The organism is Methanobacterium petrolearium, from assembly GCF_017873625.1.
In the GTDB taxonomy this organism is placed as follows: Archaea; Methanobacteriota; Methanobacteria; order Methanobacteriales; family Methanobacteriaceae; genus Methanobacterium; species Methanobacterium petrolearium.
The window spans coordinates 207,150-230,783 of sequence record NZ_JAGGKL010000001.1 but is presented as its reverse complement, the minus strand read 5'-3'; the positions used below and the strand labels follow the sequence as shown (position 1 = coordinate 230,783).

The window sequence follows — 23,634 nt, the reverse complement described above, 5'->3', positions numbered from 1 at the left end:
GAATAAATATTCCTTTAAATTTTCTTTGGATGAACATTCTTTAGAATAGAATTAGAAAAAATAGGGAAAAATAAACAACTACCAATAAAGGAAAAAAAATAAAAAACAGTAGTTTTAAAAACTATTTGCTGAAATCCTTTGAAAGTTGTATTTCAATGGCAGAAACATTGGTTGAAGTTCCTTCGTTGCTCATAATTTCTTCGGTGCATATATCGATGCTTCCAATAGTCACGTCGGTTATGAACCTGTTTCTGACTATTTCTGCAACATCCACTGCCCGAGAAATGGCTCTTCCCCTTGCTTTAAGTATTACTTCGGGCGTTCCACCGTTCATCTGAGTTACAACAGCTAATACATAGTTCATTACCGGTTTGTTTCCAATGTACACTACATTTTCCTCTGACATCGCTTTAACCTCCATTGATATACAATGATTGTTTTGTGTTACTAAGTATTATATATAGTTTATGCAAACTGTTCTTTAAGGAAATAAGAACTTCTAAATCCCTAAAAATAAAAAATGTTGATAATCAACGAATATCTAAACTGATACGGTTTTTATAAAGATATTTCATTATTAAACCTTTATTTTTCTAGTTCATTTAAAAACCAATTCATACTAAAGTGTCATCATTCTACGGAACGGAATATCACCACGAAACCATCCATTACACCATCAATACTGCGAATGGGAGTTACACTACCATCAACCGTAATGGTACTCTCATCTTTAGTTGTGAGTATGGCCTTATTAAAAGAAAATTCTTCTTTTAAAGTAATATCTTCAGCAATAGGAAACTTGTAATCCATGGGCTTGAATATATTCCGTACATCATGGCCTAAAGCATCTTCTTCCAACCAACCAGTTAATTCTTCAGCCATGATATTCATGAACCTCACCTGTCCCTTGGGGTCCGTGGCAATGACCGCGTCACTTATACTTCTAAGCATGGCCCCCAACCATTGATCATGTTTTCTGAGCCTTTTTTCCAGCCTATGCCTATAAAGAGTAATTTCAATAGCAGTGCTAAGTTCACTTTCTTCAAATGGTTTTCGTAAAAATCCATAGGGCTGTTTCAGGATAAATCCAGAAGGTTCAGTTACTTTTGCCCTTTGAACCGTTTTTTCATCAGAATAAGCAGTTAAATAGATAATTGGAATGCCCAGCTTAGATCTGATCTTTTCTGCTGCCTGGATACCATCCATTTCACCCTCCAATTTAATATCCATTAGAACTAGATCTGGTTTTAACTCTTCAGACATTTTAATGGCATCTTCACCAGAAGAAACAATGGCAGGAACCTCATATCCCACACTATTTAGAGCCTTTTTTATGTCTTGAGCTGTTATTCTTTCATCTTCCACTATCAAAATATTTACAGTTGCCACTTCATTAACCTCCCTCATTATCTCCCCAAATGAATATTGACATTGCATATCTTTGACAATACCCAGTCAGATTATTCTTCTTGAACCTTAAAAACCACTACCAGACCAGTTACCCTTTTTTTATAATCTTTAATTGGGGTTACTGTGCCTTGAATCATGACCCGTGACCCGTTGCGAGATATTAACTCAGAAATCTGCTTTTCTGGTAGGACTTCTTCCAGGGAAACCTCATCAGTCACTTCCCCCAATGGTAAAAAAACTTCTTCTAAGTCTTTTCCAAGTGCTTCTGTCTTATTCCAACCAGTCAAAGTCTCAGCTAAAGAATTAATAAACCTTATTTGGCCTGTGGAGTTGGTCGCGATCACTGCTTCTGTAATCTTCCGAAACATTGCAGAAGAGATCTGATCATGCTCTTTTTCCATCTGATGTCGGTAAAGGGTTATCTCTATAGCAGCATTAAGTTCACGCTCGTCAAAAGGTTTGTTTAACAGACCCTGACCCTTAACCAGGAACCCTGAGGGTTCAGTAATTTTAGCCCTCTCCACTGTCTTTTCATCAGCATAAGCTGTCAGATAAATTACTGGAATGTCTTGTGACTTTCTTATCTCAGCTGCAGCTTGAATACCATCCATTTCACCATCTAACTTAATATCCATTAGAACAAGATCAGGCTCCAATCTTTGAGCCTGCTTAACAGCATCTTCCCCTTCAGAACAGATTACTGGGACTTTATATCCAACCGATCTCAGTCCCGCCCTGATATCTTCGGCAGTGATCCTTTCATCTTCCACCACCAGAATAGTTGCACTGTTCACTTCATCTGCACCCCGGACTTCACCACTAGATTTTATTTTTTTATTGTTACTTGTTAATATTTTGCTGTTAGTTGCTAGTATATCCTTGATTCAATATAAGGATTCTTAAGAAACATGCCACCAGTTTTATCTTTCCATGAGAATCTTGTTTATTGCATCTAAAACAGCCTCTACACTGGCCATGACAACATCTTCAACTGTAGAACGCCCAGTAGCACTGTTACCTTCTTTATCAGCCACTATGACAAATACCTCTGCCAGGGCATTTGTACCCCCGGTTATGGCATCTATATGATATTCCCTGAGTTCTATCTCAGCTATTTCCCTCACTAAACTTTGAATGGCATTTATAGCAGCGTCAACCGGACCCACCCCAGTTTTTGCCGCAGTTTTAACTTTACCCTCAATATTGAGTTTAACCGTAGCTGTAGGGAGTACGTTATCTCCAGTCATGACGGTGAATCCTTCTAACTTGACTTTTTCTTCTTTTGGCTTTCCTATGACTGTTTCAGCTAGGGCATGGAGATCCGCATCAGTTACCATTTTCCCCTTGTCTCCCAGTTTCTTCACCTGGTCGTATAGACTGCAGAACTGATCTTCATCCATTTCAATTCCATAATCATCCAGTTTAGACCGTATAGCGCGGGCCCCAGTGTGTTTTCCCATGACTATGCGGCGGGAGTGACCCACCATCTCTGGTTTAAGGGGTTCATAGGTTTCGGCTTTCTGCAGTACTCCATGGACATGTATCCCTGCTTCATGGGCAAAGGCATTGTCCCCAACAATGGCTTTATTCGGAGGCATTTTCACCCCTGTGATCCTGGAAACCAACCCCGAAGTGCCCACCAGAAGTTCGGTGTTGATGTTGGTTTTAACACCATAAGTAACCATAAGGGCCATCACAACCTCTTCTAAGGATGTGTTTCCTGCTCTTTCTCCTAAACCGTTTATGGTTGCATGAACCTGCTGGGCACCAGCTTCCACTGCCACCAAGCTGTTAGCCACTGCTAGGCCAAAATCATCATGACAATGGACACTTATAGGGATGTTTACAACCTTTTTAAGGTCTTCAATGAGTTTACGCATTGATGCCGGAACCATGACCCCTACAGTATCCGGGACATTGATTACATCCGCCCCGGCATCCTCTACTGCAGAGTAGATCTCTTTCAGGTATTCGAACTCTGTCCTGGTTGCGTCTTCTGCTGAAAATTCAGCGATGATTCCATGATCTTTAATGTACTCCACTGCATCCACAGATTTGGTGAGTATCTCCTCCTGACTCATGTGTAACTTGTATTCCCTGTGGAGGGGAGATGTTCCAATGAAGGTGTGAATGTAATCCACATCTGAGTCTATAGCTGCGTCTAAGTCTTCCTGCAGTACTCTTGCCAAACCACATACCCGTGCATTAAGTCCAAGACTTTTAATTTCCTGGGCAGCTTTACGCTCACCTAGTGACGCGGCTGGGAATCCCACTTCTATAACATCCACTCCCAATTTATCCAGTCTTTTGGCTATTCTAATCTTTTCGTCTGGTGTTATAGCCACCCCTGGTGTTTGTTCACCATCACGGAGGGTAGTGTCGAATATTCGCACCTTTTCAGGTAATTTCATTTCTTTTTTTACTTTATCTATGTACATGGGAAGACCCCTTGTGGTTTGACATAATTATTTTTGATCTTTATATGGGATTTAATAAAAAAATTGTGTTAAAAAATGAGTTTTTGATTGCATCCTTAAAAGGAGTATAAAACCATTGTAAGACTCATGTACCCATACTCAGACTTAAAAAATTTCTTAAACCGGGTGCCAGTCCCAGAATAAATATGGCCAATTTTAACATGTTTCGAATGGTTTTATCCTCTACATATGTGTCAATAATGTAGAGTGCAGGGAGGATAACTGCTATTTTTAATGGGTACATTACTATGGCACTGTCTGCCAACTGGGTGAGGGCATTAGGCAATACATGTTGTTCACCATACCCATAGAAATCCACCGCTATAAAGGTGGTGCTGGCATCAAAGATGTGGGCCAAGAGGACAGCAAGATTGAATTTATCCTTTAAAAGACTCCATTTCCTACTAAGTAACACAAATGGAGCAGACACTAGAGCCCAGGATCCAAGAACCTGGAATAATGCAACCAGATTAAGATGTTGAGTATAATATATGTTAGGGATGCACATAGCCACACCAACAGCAAATATGATGTAACGGTAGTCCCAGCCAGTCTTACGTTCAATTAAAACCGATGCTAAGAGGGTGAATATGGCTGAAAACCCTGTTAAAAGATATATTCCAGGGGTTACCAGGATGTAAGTTAATGGATATATCCCATTATCCACCAGGGCACGTGCACTGGATCCGAAGAATATGAAAGGGATGAGCGGGATGAAAAGGTCCTTAGGATCCTTATCTATCCAGCGAAACATTCTGATAATTAAAAGAATAACTAAACCCAGAAGGATACCAAATACAATGGTATTAAAGAGCGTGTACCCCGGGTGTAAGTAAACGAAGTTCTCATGAATGTACTGTATAATGGAATCAAAGACCATGGCACTAGATAGGGAGTTAAAATATTTAAACTTATCTTAATTTATCTTAACTTATTCAATACGAGTAAAAAAGGAGAAATAATAGTTAAATACGCCGGATCTTCTTATTTATAACCTCTTTAAGGATGAGAGGTAAAGGTGTGCGATCCCCGTAAACAGTGGTTTTACCAGCAAGAATTCCTTTAAGAATACTATCCACTGAGAAATCCGCTTCCAGTTCAGTGACACAACTCCCAATAGCTCCCAAAAAGTGAGCATCACTGGAACCTATTTGAGGGATGTTTTTCTCTTCTGCCAGCTTTTTAGCCCTCCAGTTGGAGTATCCAAAAATATAACGAGAGTTAAGGGTTTCCATGGCATCCACCTCCACGTAATCCACATTAGTGAAAAGACCGTCCCTATAGGCAACAAAAGGATGAGCAACTACTGCAATCCCTCCTTGAACCCTTATGAGTTCGATTGTCTCTTCTGGTGAGATTTTCTTGGGTATTTCCTCACTTATACCCAGAGCAACGATGTGTCCCTTGCTGGTGGAAACTTCCATGGCCGGGATGATGACCAGATCATCCATCCTACCGAACTCTTTTAAAGCAGCATCAGATCCCTTTAAAGAGTCGTGATCAGCGATGGCAATGGCATCCAGACCAATTTTACGTGAATGTTTGACTATGTCTTTTACTGTAGCTGTAGAATCTCCTGAATAAGTGCTGTGAATGTGAGGATCGATGATCATCAGTAAACTCCTTTTCCAGTCATTATGGCCTTGATCAGCCCAGCAGGTCCAGTCATCATCACATCCCCCCCGGGAGCGGCGTTATGAACCTTTAAATTAGTATCAGCAAGAATAGCACGTTTTGGTCCGGTGGCCACCACGCATTCAAAGGCCCCAATTGCATCGATGGTCCATGCACCATGGCCTCCATCCCCATGAACTTCTTCGTGAGTGATGATCCCTTCAGAAAGCCTGTTAACCAGTTTTTCTATTTTTTGTGGGGTGAGAAGGCCTGTGTGGTGTTCAAAAACTCCGTGTATTTTCCCATCCATGAATGCTGCTGCCAGAGTGTGTCCATTACCCACATCCATAGCCACATAGGTGTCAATTTCAGCAACCAAAGGATCCACGGTGGCTCCACATATGGATGCAAATTTGGAGTCCATGACCATGGGATCGTACCCTTTAAGAGTTCTAAGTACCCCTTGCATGCGGGTGAAATATTCCGGAACCTCACCATAATATGCAAATTCTTCAGGAGTCCGGGGAATATCCAGTTTTTCCTTTATCTTTTGGAATCGGAAGTTCCTATCTCCGGTTCCCTCCTGGTATCCATGATCCTGCACTGCCACACCCACATAGTCAAAATCTAATTCCACATCAAAATTGGATAATGAATTTCCAACCGCCCTTAAATCAACATCTTTAAGTTCTAATTCTGCAATTTCCGGGTGTTTTTCCCCAGCAGGAACTATCTCCACCCCCAGGGATCTGACCCTTTCCAGGTCATCCCGAACTGTTCTGGCAGAGTTCTCAGTCATTAACACCCGGTATCCCTTTTCAAGATGAGTTTTTATGGCCCTGTTAACAGGACCTCCACCCACGGTTTCTCCAGTTAAAAAAATGTCATGGTGATGCTTTCTTATTTTGTTCTCCATGATTCTGGTTGGAGAAGGAAGAACCAGCTTCACCGCATTTTCCATGGGCTCGTAAGAATCATATAACATTATATCCTGGGTTCCAGTACCCACATCTATGGCCAGTATTTTCATGGTTTAATTTATATGTTCAAGGTTTTTATTAAAGCAATCCGATAATGTACATATCTATACAACAAAGGTTTAAATAGTACGTTAAGTATATTTTGGTGTTAGCAGCTTGGGAAATATTTACACTTGAAGTTGATGTTTGCTAGAATAAGATTTTTATAACGAAAAATTCTAAACTTTTAAATTATATCTGAAGTGCATTAATGAAAAAATTAGTGAAAATAACGGTATTAACATTAAAATAAGCTATTTCAAATAATATTTCTTAAATCCAAGAAAATCGAGGTAAAAACCATGTACAGTGTGAAATTAACTGAAAAAGAAATCCCTAAAAAATGGTACAATATCGCCGCGGACTTACCTGTGGAATTTCCACCCTACGACCAGACAGAAGAGGGGCATCAACTGGAAAATCTGCCAAAAATCTTCTCCAAAGGAGTGTTAGAACAGGAACTATCCACAGAAAGATACATCAAAATCCCTAAAGAAGTAAGAAACATTTACAAGCAGATGGGCCGTCCCAGCCCCCTGGTCAGAGCTAAAGCCCTGGAAGCACATCTGGACACACCTGCCAAGATATTCTACAAAAGAGAAGACACATCCCCCACAGGAAGCCACAAACTCAACACCGCCATAGCCCAAGCATACTACGCCAAAAAAGATGGTATAGAACGTTTAACCACCGAAACCGGTGCTGGACAGTGGGGAACTGCCCTTTCACTGGCCTGCAAACTGATGGACATTGACTGCACAGTTTACATGGTTAAAGTATCATTCAACCAGAAACCCTACCGAAAAACCATTATGGAACTTTACGATGGGGAAATTTTAGCATCACCAAGTGATAAAACAGAATTTGGTAGAAAAATACTCAAAGAAAACCCAGACCATCCTGGAACTCTGGGTGTGGCCATTTCAGAGGCAGTTGAAGACGCTTTAAACGATGAAAAAGTTTACTATTCCCTGGGAAGTGTTCTAAACCATGTAATGCTACACCAGACCATTATAGGTCAGGAAATCCAGAAACAACTGGAAATCTTCGATGAATCACCTGATGTCATGATTGGCTGTGTGGGTGGAGGTAGTAATTATGCAGGAGCAGCCTTCCCCCTCATCAAAGATCAGTTAGATGGAAAAATCGACTGTAAATTTATAGCTGTGGAACCATCCCACTGTCCCACCCTGACCAAGGGTGAGTACTGTTATGACTTTGGAGACACTGCAGGACTTACTCCACTAATCAAAATGTACACCCTGGGCCATAACTTCATTCCCCCCGCTGACCATGCCGGTGGCCTCAGATACCATGGAGTTTCACCATTAGTAGCTTTACTGGTTCATGAGGGTATTGTAGAATCAAGAACTGTTGAACAGACCGACATCTTCAAGAGTGGAGTGCTGTTTGCCAGAACTGAAGGGATCGTACCTGCCCCAGAAACATGCCATGCCATAAAAACTGGAATAGACGAAGCACTTAAATGTAAAAAGACCGGTGAAGAGAAAAACATCGTTATTAACTTCTCTGGTCATGGCCTCCTGGATTTAGCAGGCTATGCTGATTATTTAGAGGGTAAAATAGAAGATTAACCATCTTTTATCTTTTTTTATCTTTTTTAATAAAACTCATTTGATCTTGTTTACTGCAAAAGTTTCCGAATTTCCAACTGGATTTTCAAAGGTTAGTCTTTTTCTAAAAAAGTTTTTGTAACCATTCCCACCCTCAAGTTCATCGCACTCTATTTATACCAGTTAACCATATAGATACAAATGAGACTTATAAAAGGAGGATCATGTTTATGTACCTAATAGGGGAAGCCTTGATCGGAAATGGTAATGAAATAGCTCACATTGATTTGGTAATTGGAGATAAGAACGGCCCTGCCGGAACAGCATTTGTAAACAATATGTCGAATCTTTCACTGGGCCACACCCCCCTGCTTTCAGTAATCAGACCCAATTTGATGACCAAACCAGCGACACTCATAGTGCCTAAGGTCAGCGTGCGCTGTTTGGATGATGCCAACAAAGTATTTGGACCCGCTCAAACTGCAGTAGGCCGAGCCGTGGCTGATGCAGTGGAAGAAGGAATTTTACCCAAAGAAAATGCTGAAGATATGGTTTTAATCATCAGTGTGTTCATCCACCCTGAAGCAACAGATTACCGTAAAATCTACCAGTACAACTATGGAGCAACCAAACTGGCTCTGAAAAGAGCCATGGAAGGATATCCATCCGTCGACAAAGTTTTAGCAGAAAAAGACAGAGGAGCACACCCCATAATGGGATTCAAAGTTACCAGACTGTGGAAACCACCTTACCTGCAGGTGGCCCTTGACCTAGATAATCTACAGGAAATGGAACGCATAATTGAAAGTTTACCCGACAGGGAGAGAATCCTCATCGAAGCAGGAACACCCCTGGTTAAGAAGTTCGGAGTGGGAATTGTCAGCAAAATCCGGGAACTCAGAAAAGACGCCTTCATAATTGCCGACCTCAAAACATTGGATGTGGGTCGAATTGAAGTTAAAATGGCTGCTGATGAAACTGCTGATGCCGTGGCCATCTCTGGTCTGGGTACAAAGGAATCAATTGAAAAAGCAGTTCACGAAGCCCAGAAACAGGGCATCTACTCCATCCTGGACATGATGAATGTGGACAACTTCACTGAAAAGCTTGAAGGACTTACCTACAAACCTAACATCGTCCTCTTACACCGTAATGTGGACTTAGAAACCTTGAAAGCCGAACGTGGCGAAGTACAGGAAGAAATGACCGAATGGGGTAACATAACCAAGATTAAAGAGATCCTGGGTGAAAAAGGATTGGTGGCTGTGGCTGGTGGAATAGTGCCTAAGAAGATGGACGAAGCCCTGGACAGTAGCGCGGATATCATCGTGGTAGGTCGATACATCATCGGTTCCAGAGATGTACGCTACGCAGCCGAAGAATTCCTGGAAAAAATGCCTCAAGATCCAGACACCATGCGGTTAGCCTTGGATGAAGATGAATCTATCTAAAACTTAAAAAATCTCAAGAGCATTTTGCAAATGCTCTTAAATAACCTTTTTTTTACAATATTTTTTACTAAATTTAACCTTACAGTTTATTTTTAGTTTAATATGGGGGCAAAAATTGTTATTTCTTAATTTTTTTGGAATATTTTAATTTTCCACCACACTCACATTCTTGAAAATCTTCTGGAGACTCACCAGACTGTAATTCATAGTAACCTCCACATTTTTCGCATATCAGATACTTTTCATTTCCTGAAATGTAAAATAATGCCAATGCTCTGGCAAAAAACATGGCATAATACGGAACTATGATTAACAAGTCTAGAATGCCTAAAATCGGATTAATATTCATCCCAAAATGAAGGACCATGACAACAAAAAATAACCTAATTAAATATCCCATCATGCTTATTGCAAAAACTATAATTTCTACCACAATATACCATATTACTAAATCTTTCCATCCTACTTCATTAATTTTATTGGATATTTCACGGAATTTGAAAGCTGTGCCTATTTTACTATCATGGCAGGCCATGTGAGCTACTGCAACATTCATAATAGGATACACAATAACGAGATATACAGTTCCAATGTAGGACCAAATTCCTCCCGTTAAATACCATAACATATACTGGATCATTTTACCAGCAGACAGGGGATGATATTCAATGATGTTTATGGCAGTTACAATAGTTGAAGGAAATAATATCAAAAAACATATTATAATCAGAATAATGGGGATCAAATAAATAATGTATACAAATGATATTTTAACCCCATTTACGAACATAATTTTCCAATCATCAAATTCTGGAGGTTTTAATACATTGCTTAAAGATGATTTCACGATTTTAAAATAATAACCATCAACTAAAAATATTACGATAAAATTAATTACAACTAAAAGAGGAATTGAAACATTACTTAAAATACTTGTAAAATAATTTAAACTTGTCTCTGAAATCACAATAAGAATACCAAAAAACAAAAATTTCTTCCAATCTAATAACGGATATCTTAAAGAATCCCTTACAATTTGCTTAATATTCATACCAGAGCTCCATTTGAAATCATCCCACTAATCAATCATCCATCCATATTCTATTTATAGTTACTACGCTTAAATAAATAATTCATACTCATTTATCATAAGTTAAATAGTTGAGAAATAAAATTGCAACATGATTTCAACCTCTCTTATCTCAATTGCCCCTATCTACAACAAAACTAAAAAAAGTTAAAACATAATAAATTCAAATTATCCTTAAGTGGGGGAATTGATGGTGACAAAAACAATTTTAGGAATATGTGGAAGCCCCAGAAAACAGGCCACCGAGCACGTGTTAAGTGAAGCTCTGAATATGATGGAAGAAAAAGGGTATGACACTCAACTATTCACTGTTCGAGGCAAAGATATAGGTCCCTGTAGGAACTGTGATTATTGCATTCGTAAAGGAGAGTGTTTGTTAAAAGATGATATGTATGAACTTTACCCTCTTTTAAAAGACATTGATGGAATTATTATGGCCACCCCCATCTACAATGGTGGTGTCAGTGCCCAGATAAAGGCAGTTATGGACCGTACCCGTGCTGCGGCAGCTGTGGATATTGATTTTTTAAAACATAAAATAGGAATGGTGATTTCAGTTGGAGGAGACCGTGCTGGTGGTCAAGAACTGGCTATTCAACAGATAATGACGTTCTACATCCTAAACGGAGCCATACCTGTCAGTGGCGGGCCCTTCGGCTCTAATCTGGGAGCCAACTTCTGGTCCCAGGACACACTTAACGGCGTGAAGGAAGATGAAGAAGGTTTCAGGAGTCTTAAAAAAACCATTAAAAGATTTGATGAATTTCTGGAAAAATACCAAAATGAATAAAACATTCCATGAACTACTTTGGGAAAAATCACTGAATTGATTAGGGAAATCCCCTGAAGTATAAGGTATAAGTTATAACTAACAAAAAGTTTTATGGTCTTTAAAAGCAATTTAACACCATATTCAAATATTAAAAATTCAAAATTAAATTCTTATATATTATAAGTTATAAGTTATAAGGAGTGTTGTGATGCGAATAGAAGTTGATAATGAAAAGTGCACCGGCTGTGGTATTTGCAAGGAAGAATGTCCCAAGGGAGCCAAGATATGGGATGTGAATAAAAAGGCCATGGCCACCAATCTACGTTACTGTCATCTGTGCACGATATGCGCTTCCAAGTGTCCGGAAAATGCAATACTTATTATAAGGGATGATGAAGATGAATCGAAAAAGCAAGATACAGAGGAAGACCTCTGAAACTAGCATAGTTGTTGAACTGGATGTGGATGGCACAGGCCAGTACCAAGTGGAAACCGGGATCCAGTTTCTAAATCACATGCTTGAATCCTTCGCCAGGCATAGCCTTTTCGACCTAAAAGTGGAAGCCAGTGGCGATGTAGAAATAGACGATCACCACACTGTGGAAGATGTGGGGATAGTCCTGGGCGAGGCCCTGCATGAAGCCTTGGGAAATAAAAAAGGAATCCGGAGGATGGCTCATGCCCTGATCCCCATGGATGAATCGTTAGCCATGGTGGCAGTTGACCTTTCCGGTCGAAGTTACACTGTTTTCGACTTTCAATTTCACCAGGACAAAGTAGGTGATCTTAGTACGGAGAATGTGAGTCACTTTTTGGAGTCACTGGCCCAGACTGGTAAGATCAATCTTCATGCCCGTTGTGAAGGGGAAAATGACCACCACCAGGTGGAAGCCATCTTCAAAGCTCTGGCCCGTGCCCTGTATGATGCCACCCGAGTGATTCATGATATGGTGCCTAGTACCAAAGGTATCATCTAAAAAAAGAGGATTTTATACTCCATGTCAAAAAATAACGGAATAAAAAAGCTTCCAATGCCAAAAATTCCAAGAAACAGACTTGAAGCACTGTCTGATGGTATATTTGCTATCGTTATGACCCTGCTGGTCTTGGGTATTGAGGTACCTACACTGCCGGCTAATGTAACTCCCATCGTTGTCGGAGATTATATATTTAACACATTGCTGCCCCAAATAGGTATTTACATAATTAGTTTTGCGATTTTAGGCAGTTTGTGGTTGAATCATAATATTTTTTACTCCATAAAATACACGGATGTCAAATTTCAAATTTTAAACATGCTCTGGTTAATGCCAATTGCCATTGTGCCATTTACAGCAGCATTTGTGAGCAAATATGGGCAATATCAGTTTGCACAGCTCATATTCGCTTTGAACATGTTTATTATAGGTGTTATATTTTATGCAAACTGGAACTATGCTGTAAAAAATGAACTGTTACAAGAACCCGCAAAACCATATGCGAAGATGATCAAACAAGGGAACCTTATTTTACCCATACTATCTTTGATAGCAATTGCTGTTTCCTTTATAGTCCCAGAAGGATGCATGCTCGTGTTTATATTAGTAATTTTTTATAATCTACAAAGTTATTTCAAAAATTAGTGGGATTAATTATTGAGATTTAAAAAGGTTGGCTTAACTGGAAAACTTATTCAAATATGGATAAAACATAATATGTATCCCCTAAAATAATTATTAGTAAAATTAGGAGAGAAAAAAAATGAAAACCCTAATTGCCTGTTATTCCTATTCTGGGAGAACCTTCACTGTATCTCAGAAACTGCAAAAACACATAAACGCTGATTTAGTACGTATTGAACCCGTAAAAGATAGATGGTATATGATAAAAGCTGTGCATGCCTACTTAGAAAAGAAGTGGCCCATTAAACCTTGCACTACTGATATCAATGATTACGATTGTTTGATTGTTAGCTGCCCTATATGGGCCAGCCGAACCCCACCGGGTGTTAACCAGTACATGGAAGAGTTAAAAAACACTTCCGGTAAGAAATGTGCTGCCCTGGTTACCATGGGCGGGAATGGTTCTCAGATAGCCACCACCCAAATTCGCAACACCCTGGAAGATAAGGGAATGGAATTTGTAGATAAACTGGTCATTGGAAAAACAGCCCAGGAAAGTGGAGGATGGGAAGCAATGACACAGGAATTTGCCGGAAAATTCATTGAATAACGTGGAATTAGAACCTGATTCTAATCCACTTTAAAAAACCGCTTTTAAAAACATATATCTTTAAAAAATAGTAATTTTATTCTATTCTTTAAAATAGTCAAAAATCCGTCCAAAATCTATTCCTGAGATGGTCCTACCCTCATATTCATGGTATATGTTTTCTGCAGCTTCTTCCAGTTCTGTTGATTTTATGCCATGATCTATGGAAAGTTTGGCTTCTATAAAAGCAGCCAGACGATCAACTGCGTGCAACAGCTCCCCATCCAGAGGAGAATACTCATCTTTATTATATTTTTCATTGAGATCCTGGAAGTTCACACCTAAAAAGATCTTTTGATTCTCCTGTACCTTGTTTTCGAATTCTGATTCAGAAAAATATTTCATATCATCATGCCACGGTCTTGGTAAGAGTGGGAAAAGTTCTTCTTTCATCTGAAAATCTTCATAATCCTTGATGATCTCCTTGAGTCCTTCAACTGATCCCTTAACTGGAGATATGATGTCTTTGGTAAGAACTTCAGGCAGATCATGGAATAAACCCGCATAGAAGTTGTTGTAGAAACGTTTAGGGCATGGTTCAATGCCCATCTCCATGGTACAAAGGTAACTGGTGGCAGCCACAATGAACATGTGCCCCAGTACCGAAGTTTCAGGTATGCGTGGAATATGGGCCCAGCGTTTCTGGAAACGGAGCTGACCGCAAAGATCTATGAATCCAAAGGACTTTTTACCCAGAAGGATCTTCTGCACACCAATCAGATCGTAATGATCCTCAATCTGGTTTTCAATGTTCTCTTTGGTCTTGTCAATACCATAAATAAAAGGTGCAGTGTGATAGATGATCTTGAACTCCCACTGGGTGGCCAGGTAGTGGGCTGCCCTTAAAATTCGTCTTTCCAGGGTGTTTGATTGTTTTAAATAGTAATCCCTAAAGCGTTGCTGGAAATCTTCATCCAACCCATCCAGATCAGTTTCTAATTTCTTAAAAACGTGTTTATTAAGCTCATAACCCTTTTCCTTCATCATCCTATGAAATACTGGAGGTTTGATGTCAGTTAAAATTGTTCTGTGAAGAAATTCGAAAATTCCACCCTCTATAAGTGCTATCCAATCCACACTACCCGCACCCATATGGTCTTCCTCAAAACGAGCTATAACATATGCAATTACCATTTTATGAGCCTGTTTATCCAGTTCTGTGAATTTGACTGGACGGATATGGTCATTCCAGCGTTGCATGCTGGCTGCTTTAGAAAAACGTTGGATGAGATTTTCGATCATTACTACACACACCAGAACATATTACGTGTGAACTTGTTATGTATCAACTGACATTAAATAATAATGGTGTGTTGAATATCAGGATGTCTGAGTTGGTGTGAAAATTCATGGGTTATTTTGGGTTTATTTCATGAATTGATAGATTGAAGAGTGCTTTAGAAAATTATCCTAGAAAACCCTGAACACACAAATCAGCCTAAAAAATGACATAAAAGAGAAGTTAAACCATTAAAAGACAACCCTTTAACACTGTTGGTAAGGGATGTGTGTCTTACCTACATGATAACACCTGTTATAACCATCGGATTAGGACATCAGAGCCAACAATTGGTTCAATATAATCCCTTCCAAAATAAATTCACTAACTTAGTATAAAACTAACTTAGTATAGAATAATAAACTCAAAATCTTTAAGAAGTTCTACCAATATATTCCTTTTTTGGAGTGGATTAACGATGAATTTAAACAAAATTTTTAAGTTAATAGGATTTGGATTTATAATATGGTTAATACCAACCTTAGCGACACTTTCAGTATCTTATTTAGACGCTTTGAACTATTTCGATGTTATTTCCCCAGTATCTATAGCAGTAACTGTAATCGCTCTCACCTACCTGTATTTCAGGGATATAAATGAAAATTACGTTAGAGAAGGAATAATGTGCGGCATAATCTGGTTAATAATAAGTATGGCTTTGGATATTATGTTAATCTTTCTGGGAATTAATAAGATAACCCTAATAGAATATGTAATAGATATTGCTCCGATTTACATCATAATACCGGCAATCACCATTGTACTTGGACTGTACAGGAATCAAAACCAAGATACCGGACATGTTTAAGAGAGATCTCCATGGTGGAAGTGGAATTGAAATTCATTGAAACAGATAAGATAAGTTAACAAAAGCCACTTGATAAACTATAATTTAAAAAAATACGAGATTTTGAAACTGTTTTATTGATTCAATTAAAATATATGACCAATTTTAAAATAAACAGAGATTGAAAAATAAAGAAAGATAACAGTCCATTAAGGACTGTTTTTGGAGAAAACACTTATTCTGGTTTGGAAATTAACACTGTCTTGGACAGGGTCTGACCTTGGGCACCGTGTGGTTTACGTAGTACGGTGTCGTTGGCTTTTTCGATTTCACGGGCTTCAGTTGCTAGTTTAGCAGCTGCAGCGATGAGTTCGTGTGCGGAAGCCACGATTGGTACGTATTTTTCCATTTCTTTAACCATGAAACAGCCTTTAAGGTCGATGTCACCTACTTTTGCAGCCATTTCATAGGCAGCCAGAGCTTTTGCTTTGGCGTATGGGCTGGCAAATCCTGCAGCTTCGGTTGCTTTAGCAGCGTCAATGACTACTTTTGGTAGTTCAATTTCTTCTCCTGCTTCACAGGCAGCGATCATTCCGTCGATGGTTTCCTGAACCACTCGGTAAGCACCGGTAGCGGCCAGTACTTTTATTACATCAGCGTTGAATGAAGCCATTTCAGTTGGGTCTAGGAATTCTCTTCGAGCTCCAATCATTGGGTCGCCCAGAACAACGATGTATCCTAATTCCTGTTCGTCCATTTCTTCTCTTTTACCCATTCCAGGAGCGTCACCAATGATTAATGCAGGGACGTCCATTCCAGATAATAGTTCTCGAGCTTTAGCTGGGCCTGGAGCACCAGGGTTTGGGCTGATGAATATTACGAAGTCAGGTTCGAAATCCATTATTTTTGGTACTACTTCTTCAACCTGTTCTGGGTTCATCTTTGCTCCGGAACCCACTCCTCTAACGTCTATGTTAGGTCGGTCGGCCCTTTCGTCTAAGACTAGGTCAAGTACAGGAGAGGTACCGATGTTACCGCTTTTAATAACTCCTATTTTTACTACCATATTATCACCGTTTTGCTATTTGAGAGATCGGCATAAGTATTTTTTCATTTAATTTTTTGGGGAAGGTTTATATAGGAGATCTTGAGGCCCTCTAAAAATGGCAGTAATATACAAATGATTCATATTATAAAATCACTTTGTTAAAAAAAAAACTACTACCAACTATTTTATTCTTGAACCACCCTTTAAAAAAATATATTGCTGAGAAAAATGAATTTTAGAAGATTATAAACCATTAAAACACCGTAGTATTAATTTATCCGATTTTTAGATGGAATAATGAAGATGATGACAGACAGATTAATACAAATATCTAAAAGTAGACATGGATTTCCAGTGTAACTTTGTCAAAAAAAAGTCAAAGTTACCTGAAAAAAATGTCATTAATTGAATAAAAATTAAAAAAAAAACTTTTAAGTTGATGCTGCTAATTTTTTGCCGGTGCTCTGGAAATTCTAACTAGTTGGGTTGCATATAAAACTGTTGCAATCAAAGCCAGTGCGTAATACACGTAAACCACACTATCAGTAGGGCCGGTTTCCACCCATATCATGGTATGGGTCAGGATAATTGCGTATAATGCAGTTAATGCTCCGTTGACCTTCATCTGAGCAGCATAAACTATCCTCAAAGCCAGGCCAATTAGGAACATCTGCATGGCCATGGCCCAGAATCCGAAATCCAGTACTGCTGGTCCGAAGATGGTTGATGTGATGCTGGTGGTGGGTTTGCTTCCTCCCACTGGATATCCGAGGACCACCTGTCCCACTGTAACTCGGGGGTGTCCGGTGGAAAATGCCTGATGGAAGAGATCTCCCCCGGTAGCACCAGCCATGTGCACGATCTTGTCAAACACCATCATTGTAAACCCTGCACGGTAAGCAACAAGTTCCAATGGATTTAACGCCCATTGCTGCCACTGAATGGATTTAACTGCAATGTAACCAGCTGCTATTCCAATTAAAGCTATCAGTAAGATAGAAATTAGGATATAACTCGTTTTCATTTTCCTTGTATAATAAAAGGTTATAAAGCCACTGATAAGTATAGCCATGGTTGTGGTTCGGTAGCCGTTAATGGCAAAGACTGCGAGCCCTATGATGAAAAGAAGATAATGCCATTTACGTGGATATTTAGCCAGTAATATGGTAATTGCCAGGAGGAATACGGGATATGCTATTCTCCATAAATCTGTGGTGGCTTTGAACTTTAAATAGCCGCTTAAAATGGGTATTCCACCTAAAAGATATAGATTTACTACCTGTAGGAGTATGCCAATTATGGCAGCGGCCAGTAAAACTCGTTCATCCAGCAATAATCTGAGTTTATTGTACCATGGTGCTGAATTTTCCCTGGAAACATTTCCACCAAATAAAGATTTGAGTTTTTCATTGCGATTGTAAATGAATTTAGGGATGAACACTCCGGCAATGAAAAATAGTGTTCCCATTAAAACGTAGAAAAATGTTGTAGTTGAAATCCACTGTAGATTTCGCAGATGCTCCTGGTAGGCAATTGCTGCCAGTGCAACGTACAATGCAATGATCACGACCATTATGTATGGTGAGAATAGATCCACCTTTTCGAACTTCATCTTACTTCTCCTGATATAGTAAAACAATTATTATAATTGTCAAAATATGATTTGCTTTAATTCTAATATAAGACATGTTTTGTTAAGATAAAAAGTTTTGTTTAATTGTAATGTCTTCCCATTTCTTTGATTGTACTCATTAAATAATGATGTTAAACTCAGTTAAAAGTTCCAAATATAAAGTGTACTTTTTTTAAGATCCACCCACCAATATCTCAAAAATTCTTGTGATCCATAGACTGTTGAATTCTACGGTAGACTAAACGATGGAATTTATTGTAAGAAATTTACGTAAAAATGCAACATTTTATTCTACTGTAGAAAATTTTTTCCAGATTACGTGTGAAATTAACCCCAAATTAATTCTACGGTAGAATAATTTTTTAAGTCCTAAATAGATTTTAGTGAAGTTAAACAAAAAAAATCGTTTAATATAACTTAAATTATTTAATAATCTTTCAATGCACTTTCAACAAATTTACTGGCGAAACTGGGACAAGCAGCCACATGAGTGTGCACATAACTTGCCAGAGTATTCTTACTCATAAGCCCATCCATGGAACCAGTCACTCCCTTCCCCCGAAGAATTTCAAATGCAAATTTTGGATTTGCACCCTCCAGTTCCAGTTTTGAATAATGGAACTCATGACCATGGAAAGTCTCCCCCGCAGGTATGATGATGTTATCATGGGCAGCCCTGGCAATGACATAACTTAAGGCCTGGGGTTTTTTGGTCATATGTGAATTGTAACCAAATACATCACACATCTGGTACTGGTTTATAGAACGGGTAAGATACATCAAGCCCCCGCATTCTGCATAGATGGGTCTTTCATCCTGATGGAATTTCTTAATGGAGGTGCGCATGCACTGGTTGGCCTCTAATTCCCTGCCAAATATCTCAGGGTAACCCCCACCAATGTAAATCCCATCCACATCAGGCACCTCTTCATCGTGTAAAGGACTGAAATAAACCAGATCCGCATGGTTAGCCTCAAATGCCTCAAGATTATCCTGATAGTAAAAGGTGAAAACTTCGTCCCGGGCAATTCCTATTTTAACCTTTTTTTTGTTTTCCTGCTGGAAAAGCGGTTCTCTGCCAGCAGGTAATTTTCCAGCCCCTTTCATTATGGTAATAAGTGCATCCAGGTCAATGTTTTCCTCCATGACCCGACCCCAGTCTTCGATGTTGCGCATAATGCTTTCTCGTTCCACGGCAGGTACCAGGCCCAAGTGTCTTTGTTCCACGGTGATGGCATCATCTCGGGGTATTCCCCCAATCACTGGAGTATATGCCAGTTTTTCCACGGCTTCCTTGGTTTTGAGGTAGTGTTTTCTGTTTTTAACCAAGTTCAGGATGACTCCCTCGATCCGGATGGTGGGATCCAGGGTTTTAAACCCGATAACCACTGCTGCTGCACTTTTAACCAAACTTCTGGAGTTTAAAATTAGGATAACTGGTGCGTTAAGTGCTTTGGCAATGGAAGCTGTGTTTCCAACATCTTCAATAGGACTCATGCCCTCATAAAGCCCCCTTACACCTTCAATCACCCCAATTTTGGAATCAGAAATTTTCAACCCCCTTTCAAATGCTTCCCTGATCTGGCCGTCACTCATGAAAAATGAATCCAGATTTCGACTGGTATTAGCTGTGGCCATAGTGTGATAGGTAGTATCAATGTAATCAGGCCCTGCTTTGAATGGTTGAACATTTTGCTCCTCTGAAAGGGCTTTCATTATTCCAGTGGAGATGGTGGTCTTTCCCACTGCACTGCCAGTGCCTGCCAAAACAACTCTCATATTGGTTAGTAATCCATGATGTTATTTAAAAGCTTTTAATCAAAGAGGGGAGTAGGTATTAAAAACAGTAGCTAAGCGAAAGATTATTAAAAAAAATTAGGAAAGAATAGTTAAAAGAGGTCTAAAGAAGGATTAAAAGGCTCCTCCCCCACCTCCACCGGAGCCTCCGCCAACTCCGCCAACTCCGCCACCACCACCTGCACCTCCACTGGTGGCAGTGGTCATACCAGCATCCAAGCTGGAAGACAACACCACATACCCACCATAGTAATGGAATAGGTAAATATCGCTTCTATCCAGTTCTTCAGCAGGTACAGACATTTCCATGGATTTTTTGACCTCATCAGCTATTCCCAGGGCTGTGGCATAGACCAGATACTTGTTCCATACTTTAACTGATTCGGGAGGGTATTCTTTTATCAGACTGAAATCTTTAATGTACTTCTTAAAATTCTGCCATTTGGCATCATATTCCTCACCATGGGTGGTCCACTGTCCTGCGATTTTTTGGGGCATAACAAGAGAAATTATGGCCACTATTCCTAGAAATATAGATGCATAGCTAGCGTAGGTTGACTGGGGTAGAGGATCAAAAAGGCTCAGCATCAAAATGATGAAGGCTGCAAACAGACCCACAACTCCATAAATTTTAAGGTAAGTGTCTCCCTTTTTGAGGAAAAATGTATTAAGAACATCATCTGGTAAAAAATCTCTTTTCAAATCATCTTTCCATAGGTTGAATGAATCTCTGAATGCCTCGGCAGTTGTACGGTCTTTGAGATCCTCCTTGATAGTTTCCAAGTAAATTACTCCATCTTCCTCAAAATAGAGGAGGAAGTTGATCACGTCACGTTCAAAGTAATTAAGTTGAGACTGGTCCTTCGTTTCATTAATTTGGATTGAAAGTGTGTTTTCATCGAATTCATCAGCTCTTGATGGGATATTTTTAATAAGAAGGTATTTACGGTTTATTAAATCCATTATGGTGGCCCTGAAACCATCCATGTCAGGTACCCCTATCCTTTTACCAAATCCTGAACCGCAGATAGCATTGACCACAGCAGGAGGATCATGGGTGGGGAGATCTCGCTCATATTCTGCCTGATAATCGATTTTAGGTTCTCTTCCATATTTGTAGTAGATGATTACTGGAATCACAGTGCTTAAAACCATCAAAACAGCCAATATAGAGTATAACGTTCCTTTGAAATTTAGTTCATTAGCATAATCATTCTGAATTCTTTCCATTTCAGCCAAACCTTCCATGTCCACCTGCTGGGCATAGGGAGGGTTGTTTTGGAACTGATCCTTGGGTATGGCCATTCGCACTTCAAACCAATTCCCAGAAGGTAAGGAAGTAGTTGTAATCTGGAGTGTAGAGTTCTGCCAGGAACTGCCAGCAACAAAATACGGCGGATTAAGCCAGTATTTCACTCCCTGATTTGATTTGAGATGAATGTTGGCGGTGAGTTTTCCCACATCCACATCCCATTCATCACCCCATAATTTGAAATGTAAACCAGCCACATCATTGTAGATCTTAACTACGTTGACAAAATCGTATTCAATATAGACATCCACATCCTGATCAGTGACGGGAATGGTTTTCTCGGCATCAGAATAAAGATATATCTTTAAATATTGTTTATCGCTGGAATTAGTTAATTCAACTCTTGAAAAAGCTCCAGAAGTGGATACTTTAATATTTTCTATTTGTTCACCACTTTTTATGGAAATATTTCGGTATACACCATTATAAGTCCCTGAAAAGGAGTAATGAAGATGTTCCTTTACATGTAGCATGCCATCCTCTTGAGGGTAAATGTCGATATTGGCATAGGGAATGGAATAACTCCGATCATCACCATCTGCATAGGAAACTGCAGGGACTAAAGATAATGTAAACAGGAACAAAACAGTTAACCAAACAAAATATGTTTTTTTATTCATTTTAACACCACACCACCAAACAGATAATTCTAATTTGCTTGAACAATAATCTTCAGTTTAAACCATTATTTTCCTACCCATAAAAATACTGTGGAGTCTTCATTGTGTTTAAACTTAACAAGATAAGGCAATTTTTTTTATTAGATGTTTGTTTATGTTTACAAAAATTAATAAGTTATACTGAATTTACTTTCCATGTGCTCTTTCTAAATTTTTATTAACGGTGGCAGACATAAAAAGTGTTTGATGGAGATACAAAAGCTGCGAATTCTGGGTGAAGCCTCACAATATGATCTCTGTAACTATGTGAGTTTGAATCAGGAGAATTTCACTTCAAAAAACCTGCCTGGAATCTATCATGCCCGAACACAGAGTGGCTGCCAGGTCCCCTTATTCAAGACCCTGATGAGCAACCACTGCACCAATGACTGTAACTACTGTATCAACCATTGCCATAATAAGTTTGAAAGGATGGAATTTAGTCCAGATGAATTAATATCATTTTTCCTACATTACTATCAGAATCATTATGCTGAAGGCCTGTTTTTAAGTTCAGGAATGCCTGGGGATGCGGACAGGGCCATGGAAAACATGTTAGAAGTAGCCCATAAATTAAGGTTGGAACATGAGTACGATGGTTATATACATCTGAAAATTATCCCTGGTGCTTCCTATGATATGATTAAAAGGGCCATGAATTTGGCGGATCGGGTGAGTGTTAATCTTGAATCAGCCACATTATCCGGTTTTGATGAGCTCACCAGTACTAAAGATTATCATAATGATGTTCTGCGTAGGATGAAATGGATTGGACGCTTGAAAAAACGTCACCCACATCTGGCACCCTCTGGCCAGAGCACCCAGTTAATTGTTGGGGCCAATGACGAAACAGACCAGGATATTTTAAAACGTGCCCAATGGCTCAATAAACATCTTGATATTAAGTTAAGTTACTTGAGTCCCTTCCAGCCAATTGAAGACACTCCCCTGGAAAAACATGCCCAACCAAAGGATAAACGAACTCCTCGCCTTTATCAGGCCCAGTTCCTCTTAAATTCATATGGTTTCTCTTCAGACGAGTTAATTTTAGATGATGAGGGTTTCCTTTTCCTGGACGAGGACCCCAAATTACTCTGGGCCAGGTCACATCCTGATTTATTCCCAGTAGAGGTAAATGAAGCAAGTTTTAAGGAATTACTTCATGTCCCAGGAATAGGTAAAATTTCCGCCAAAAAGATCATTGCGGCGAGAAGAAAAGGAATGAAATTTACCAAACTTGATGATCTTAAAAACCTGGGAGTGGTGGTTAAAAGAGCAGACCCCTTTATTCAGTTGAACCAAGCCCATCAAACCACGCTACACTTTTAATAGGTAAAATTAGCCAGATACCATTTTAATATCTGTTTTAATCCATTTTTCCAAAATTCAAAATATTGAGTAAAAAAAAAGTTATAAGTTATAATTTATAAGTTCTAACTTACAATCGATTATAACTTATAAC

Annotated in this window: 22 protein-coding genes; 9 read left to right on the top strand and 13 right to left on the bottom strand. The window is 39.2% G+C overall.

Going from position 1 to position 23,634, the window contains the following annotated elements; translation table 11 throughout:
* Positions 1 to 121: 121 nt before the first annotated feature.
* The 7 genes from albA to J2743_RS01040 form a co-directional block, all read right to left on the bottom strand.
* Complete coding sequence (albA, locus tag J2743_RS01070; RefSeq protein ID WP_209624517.1) at positions 122 to 406, bottom strand: DNA-binding protein Alba; 285 nt, start codon at positions 404 to 406, stop codon at positions 122 to 124.
* 224 nt (positions 407 to 630) lie between these two features.
* Complete coding sequence (locus tag J2743_RS01065; RefSeq protein WP_245247900.1) at positions 631 to 1,407, bottom strand: ATP-binding response regulator; 777 nt, start codon at positions 1,405 to 1,407, stop codon at positions 631 to 633.
* A gap of 53 nt (positions 1,408 to 1,460) precedes the next feature.
* Complete coding sequence (locus tag J2743_RS01060; protein WP_209624514.1) at positions 1,461 to 2,204, bottom strand: response regulator; 744 nt, start codon at positions 2,202 to 2,204, stop codon at positions 1,461 to 1,463.
* A gap of 126 nt (positions 2,205 to 2,330) precedes the next feature.
* Positions 2,331 to 3,848, bottom strand: a complete 1,518-nt coding sequence (locus J2743_RS01055; protein WP_209624512.1) for a 2-isopropylmalate synthase — start codon at positions 3,846 to 3,848, stop codon at positions 2,331 to 2,333.
* Positions 3,849 to 3,972: 124 nt separating this feature from the next.
* Positions 3,973 to 4,767, bottom strand: coding sequence for a DUF63 family protein (locus J2743_RS01050; RefSeq protein WP_209624510.1), 795 nt, complete (start codon positions 4,765 to 4,767; stop codon positions 3,973 to 3,975).
* Positions 4,768 to 4,852: 85 nt separating this feature from the next.
* On the bottom strand, positions 4,853 to 5,500 hold the full coding sequence (locus J2743_RS01045; protein WP_209624509.1) for a PHP domain-containing protein: 648 nt from the start codon (positions 5,498 to 5,500) through the stop codon (positions 4,853 to 4,855).
* Positions 5,500 to 6,531: a DUF1786 domain-containing protein gene (locus J2743_RS01040; RefSeq protein ID WP_209624507.1), complete on the bottom strand. Its 1,032-nt coding sequence runs from the start codon at positions 6,529 to 6,531 to the stop codon at positions 5,500 to 5,502. The genes J2743_RS01045 and J2743_RS01040 overlap by 1 nt, the downstream gene beginning before the upstream one ends.
* Before the next feature lie 291 nt (positions 6,532 to 6,822).
* Here J2743_RS01040 and J2743_RS01035 point away from each other — a divergent pair, with 291 nt between their 5' ends.
* Both J2743_RS01035 and J2743_RS01030 read left to right on the top strand, forming a co-directional pair.
* A complete protein-coding gene (locus tag J2743_RS01035; protein ID WP_209624505.1) occupies positions 6,823 to 8,115 on the top strand; it encodes a TrpB-like pyridoxal phosphate-dependent enzyme in 1,293 nt (430 codons plus the stop codon).
* Positions 8,116 to 8,324: 209 nt separating this feature from the next.
* Positions 8,325 to 9,545, top strand: coding sequence for a bifunctional 5,6,7,8-tetrahydromethanopterin hydro-lyase/3-hexulose-6-phosphate synthase (locus J2743_RS01030; protein WP_209624503.1), 1,221 nt, complete (start codon positions 8,325 to 8,327; stop codon positions 9,543 to 9,545).
* A 118-nt stretch (positions 9,546 to 9,663) separates the two neighbouring features.
* On the opposite strand, the gene J2743_RS01025 is transcribed toward J2743_RS01030, so the two are convergent.
* Positions 9,664 to 10,596: a DUF4013 domain-containing protein gene (locus tag J2743_RS01025; RefSeq protein WP_209624884.1), complete on the bottom strand. Its 933-nt coding sequence runs from the start codon at positions 10,594 to 10,596 to the stop codon at positions 9,664 to 9,666.
* A gap of 229 nt (positions 10,597 to 10,825) precedes the next feature.
* Here J2743_RS01025 and J2743_RS01020 point away from each other — a divergent pair, with 229 nt between their 5' ends.
* The 5 genes from J2743_RS01020 (at position 10,826) to J2743_RS01000 (ending at position 13,618) form a co-directional block, all read left to right on the top strand.
* On the top strand, positions 10,826 to 11,425 hold the full coding sequence (locus tag J2743_RS01020) for a flavodoxin family protein (protein ID WP_209624501.1): 600 nt from the start codon (positions 10,826 to 10,828) through the stop codon (positions 11,423 to 11,425).
* A gap of 190 nt (positions 11,426 to 11,615) precedes the next feature.
* The gene (locus tag J2743_RS01015; protein WP_209624499.1) at positions 11,616 to 11,843 is read left to right on the top strand and encodes a 4Fe-4S binding protein; all 228 of its coding nucleotides are present in this window, start codon (positions 11,616 to 11,618) and stop codon (positions 11,841 to 11,843) included.
* On the top strand, positions 11,806 to 12,384 hold the full coding sequence (hisB, locus tag J2743_RS01010) for an imidazoleglycerol-phosphate dehydratase HisB (RefSeq protein WP_209624497.1): 579 nt from the start codon (positions 11,806 to 11,808) through the stop codon (positions 12,382 to 12,384). Before J2743_RS01015 ends, hisB begins: the two co-directional genes overlap by 38 nt.
* 54 nt (positions 12,385 to 12,438) lie before the next feature.
* Positions 12,439 to 13,029, top strand: a complete 591-nt coding sequence (locus J2743_RS01005; protein WP_209624495.1) for a TMEM175 family protein — start codon at positions 12,439 to 12,441, stop codon at positions 13,027 to 13,029.
* A 118-nt stretch (positions 13,030 to 13,147) separates the two neighbouring features.
* A complete protein-coding gene (locus tag J2743_RS01000; RefSeq protein ID WP_209624493.1) occupies positions 13,148 to 13,618 on the top strand; it encodes a flavodoxin family protein in 471 nt (156 codons plus the stop codon).
* Between the two features lie 81 nt (positions 13,619 to 13,699).
* Here J2743_RS01000 and J2743_RS00995 read toward each other — a convergent pair whose 3' ends face one another.
* Positions 13,700 to 14,899 (bottom strand): HD domain-containing protein, encoded by a 1,200-nt coding sequence (locus J2743_RS00995; RefSeq protein WP_209624491.1) that lies wholly within the window; start codon positions 14,897 to 14,899, stop codon positions 13,700 to 13,702.
* Between the two features lie 455 nt (positions 14,900 to 15,354).
* Between J2743_RS00995 and J2743_RS00990 the strand changes: the two genes are divergently transcribed.
* On the top strand, positions 15,355 to 15,744 hold the full coding sequence (locus J2743_RS00990) for a hypothetical protein (RefSeq protein ID WP_209624489.1): 390 nt from the start codon (positions 15,355 to 15,357) through the stop codon (positions 15,742 to 15,744).
* Positions 15,745 to 15,958: 214 nt separating this feature from the next.
* Here J2743_RS00990 and J2743_RS00985 read toward each other — a convergent pair whose 3' ends face one another.
* The 4 genes from J2743_RS00985 to J2743_RS00970 form a co-directional block, all read right to left on the bottom strand.
* Positions 15,959 to 16,789 (bottom strand): F420-dependent methylenetetrahydromethanopterin dehydrogenase, encoded by an 831-nt coding sequence (locus tag J2743_RS00985; protein WP_209624487.1) that lies wholly within the window; start codon positions 16,787 to 16,789, stop codon positions 15,959 to 15,961.
* 427 nt (positions 16,790 to 17,216) lie between these two features.
* On the bottom strand, positions 17,217 to 18,383 hold the full coding sequence (locus tag J2743_RS00980) for an oligosaccharide repeat unit polymerase family protein (RefSeq protein ID WP_209624485.1): 1,167 nt from the start codon (positions 18,381 to 18,383) through the stop codon (positions 17,217 to 17,219).
* A 447-nt stretch (positions 18,384 to 18,830) separates the two neighbouring features.
* Positions 18,831 to 20,183, bottom strand: a complete 1,353-nt coding sequence (gene cfbB / locus J2743_RS00975; RefSeq protein ID WP_209624483.1) for a Ni-sirohydrochlorin a,c-diamide synthase — start codon at positions 20,181 to 20,183, stop codon at positions 18,831 to 18,833.
* Positions 20,184 to 20,315: 132 nt separating this feature from the next.
* Positions 20,316 to 22,133, bottom strand: coding sequence for a DUF2207 domain-containing protein (locus tag J2743_RS00970; protein WP_209624481.1), 1,818 nt, complete (start codon positions 22,131 to 22,133; stop codon positions 20,316 to 20,318).
* 246 nt (positions 22,134 to 22,379) lie between these two features.
* Between J2743_RS00970 and J2743_RS00965 the strand changes: the two genes are divergently transcribed.
* Entirely contained in the window at positions 22,380 to 23,501 is a 1,122-nt protein-coding gene (locus tag J2743_RS00965; RefSeq protein ID WP_342451621.1) for a radical SAM protein, read from the top strand.
* Positions 23,502 to 23,634: the final 133 nt, after the last annotated feature.